Origin of the sequence: Bacteroides sp. (genome assembly GCF_052357945.1) — a bacterium.
Classification (GTDB): Bacteria; Bacteroidota; Bacteroidia; order Bacteroidales; family Bacteroidaceae; genus Bacteroides.
The window spans coordinates 1-2,692 of sequence record NZ_DAWCXD010000280.1; the positions used below are offsets into that span (position 1 = coordinate 1).

At 42.3% G+C, this 2,692-nt stretch carries 2 protein-coding genes; one reads left to right on the top strand and one right to left on the bottom strand.

Going from position 1 to position 2,692, the window contains the following annotated elements:
• Positions 1-1,394, bottom strand: a 1,394-nt coding sequence (locus tag ACT8YW_RS22810; protein ID WP_444107237.1) for a CCA tRNA nucleotidyltransferase, incomplete at its 3' end; no start/stop codon positions are given.
• 163 nt (positions 1,395-1,557) lie between these two features.
• Here ACT8YW_RS22810 and ACT8YW_RS22815 point away from each other — a divergent pair.
• Positions 1,558-2,394 (top strand): hypothetical protein, encoded by an 837-nt coding sequence (locus tag ACT8YW_RS22815; protein ID WP_444107238.1) that lies wholly within the window; start codon positions 1,558-1,560, stop codon positions 2,392-2,394.
• Positions 2,395-2,692 lie beyond the last annotated feature (298 nt).

Sequence of the window (2,692 nt, forward strand, 5' to 3'; positions counted from 1 at the left end):
AGCATGAAAGCATGAGCAGCCTCATATTCGTTCGGAATCACTCCATCCAAGATAGCATCCTTTATAGCACTTTTCAGAACACCGACTTCACGACAAGGTTCCAAACCGAAAATCTCCATAATTTCTTCTCCGCTCACGGGCGGTTGGAAGTTACGGACACGGTCTTTCTCCTCCAAATCCTTCAGTTTTTGTCGAACCAACTGGAAGTTATTCAGGAAACGCTGCTTACGTTCCATATTCTTGGAAGTAATATCCGCTTCACAGAGCATCATCAAGTCGTCAATATCATCACCCGCTTCAAAAAGCAGACGGCGTACAGCCGAGTCTGTCACCACATCATCCGCGATAACAATCGGACGCATGTGCAGGCTAACCAGCTTCTGCACGTACTTCATCTTCTCATTCATCGGCAACTTCATCTTGCGGAAGATATGCGGAATCATCTTTTCACCGATAAAATTATGGTTATGGAACGTCCATCCAGCTTTCGGTTCCCAACGTTTCGTGACAGGCTTGGCAATGTCATGCAGCAAAGCAGCCCAGCGTAACCAAAGGTTATCAGTCTTCTTGCTGATATTATCCAGCACTTCCAATGTATGATAAAAATTATCCTTATGCGAACGTCCGTTCCGTGTTTCCACTCCCTGCAAGGCAGCAAATTCCGGGAAAATCAACGGCAGCAAACCGCTACGTTCCAAATCAATAAAACCTTTTGAGGGAATCGGAGAAAGAATAATCTTATTCAGTTCGTCCGCAATACGTTCACGGGAGATAATTTCAATCCGTTCCTTATTCCGACAAAGCGATTCAAAAGTATCATCGTCAATGTAAAAGCCCAGCTGCGTAGCAAAACGGATGCAACGCATCATGCGCAAAGGATCATCGCTGAAAGTGATATCCGGGTCGAGCGGAGTGCGGATTGTCTTTTCCTTCATATCCTCCATGCCTCCGAACGGGTCTACCAGTTCGCCGAAACGTGCCTTATTGAGACATACAGCAAGAGCATTGATCGTGAAATCACGACGGTTCTGATCGTCTTCCAGCGTACCGTCTTCAACAATCGGTTTGCGCGAATCCCGTTGATAAGACTCCTTACGGGCACCTACAAACTCTACTTCCGTACCTCTGTATTTTACTTGTGCTGTCCCGAAATTCTTGAAAACAGAGACATGAGCACCACGTCCCAACCGTTTTCCAAGAGCTTCTGCCATTGCAATTCCACTTCCTACAACTACTACATCTATATCTTTAGAGGGACGTTGCAGAAAAATATCACGAACGTAGCCACCTACCACATAACACTCCATGCCGAGCGCATCGGCCGTTTCGGCTATCTGTCCGAAGATGGGTTCGCTAAAATGCTGCTTCAATTCCTCTTGAGTCAACTCTATCATTCTTTTTAGTTATAAGTTTTGAGGGGACAAAATTACAAAAATAAGGGATATATTTGTATTTTTGCCGCTAATAAAGTGAATGAAGAACAGAACGATGAACAGTGAATGGCAAACGGACACTGCTTATTCATGTAAATAATAAAACTAGTAAATAGAATTTGTGATGAAAAAACTGATTATCCTCTTTTGTGGTACGCTGGCATTAGCTGCCTGCGGAAATGGCCTTGAGAAAAAAGCCAATGAAAAACTGATGGTTGCCAAGGCTGCCTACGAACGTGGCGACTATGAAGAAGCTAAGTTACAAATTGACAGTATCAAGATTCTGTATCCCAAAGCGTTCGAAGCACGTAAGGCAGGACAGGCACTAATGCTTGATGTTGAAACAAAAGCACAGCAAAAAACGCTTGCTTATCTGGATAGCACCTTTCAGGCAAAAACGAAAGAATTCAACGCCATCAAAGACAAATTCACCCTAGAAAAAGATGCCGAATATCAACAAATAGGCAACTACCTCTGGCCTACACAAACCATTGAGAAAAACATGCACCGTTCGTACCTCCGCTTCCAAGTGAACGAGCAAGGCATCATGAGTATGACCTCTATCTATTGCGGTGCCGGCAATATCCACCACAACAAAGTGAAAGTGATTGCTCCTGACGGCAGTTTTGCCGAAACTCCGGGCTCTAAAGACAGCTACGAGACAACCGATATGAACGAGAAAATAGAAAAAGCTGATTACAAACTGGGAGAAGACGGTAATGTAATCGAATTCCTACATCTCAATAAAGACAAAAATATCCGTGTGGAATATATGGGCGACCGTACCTATAAAACAACGATGAGTCCCACCGACCGACTAGCCGCAGCCAATGTTTATGAATTAGCGCAAATCCTCTCTGCAATGGAACAGATTAAAAAAGAACAAGAGGAAGCTAACCTGAAAATCGGATTTATCAATAAGAAAAAAGAACGGAAAGCACAAGAGGAAATTACCGATTAATAAAAAGGAAACTCCATTTGGCAAAAAGAAAACGATCTGTTCGGAAATGAGATAAATGCTCATTTAGAGTTCACCACAGATTACACAGATTATTCTTATTTTCGTTGAATACCCATAGTGAATTAGGGTACTGATATACATATTTATTTAATCTGTGTGAATCTGTGTAATCTGTGGTGAAAAAATAAAACAGACAGAAATAGTTATTATTTTTCATAAACGACAACTATTCCCGTCAAATGTATAATGCGAATCAGCAGTTGACAATCTTCTACCTTTTCGCTTGTTAAAATGTTAT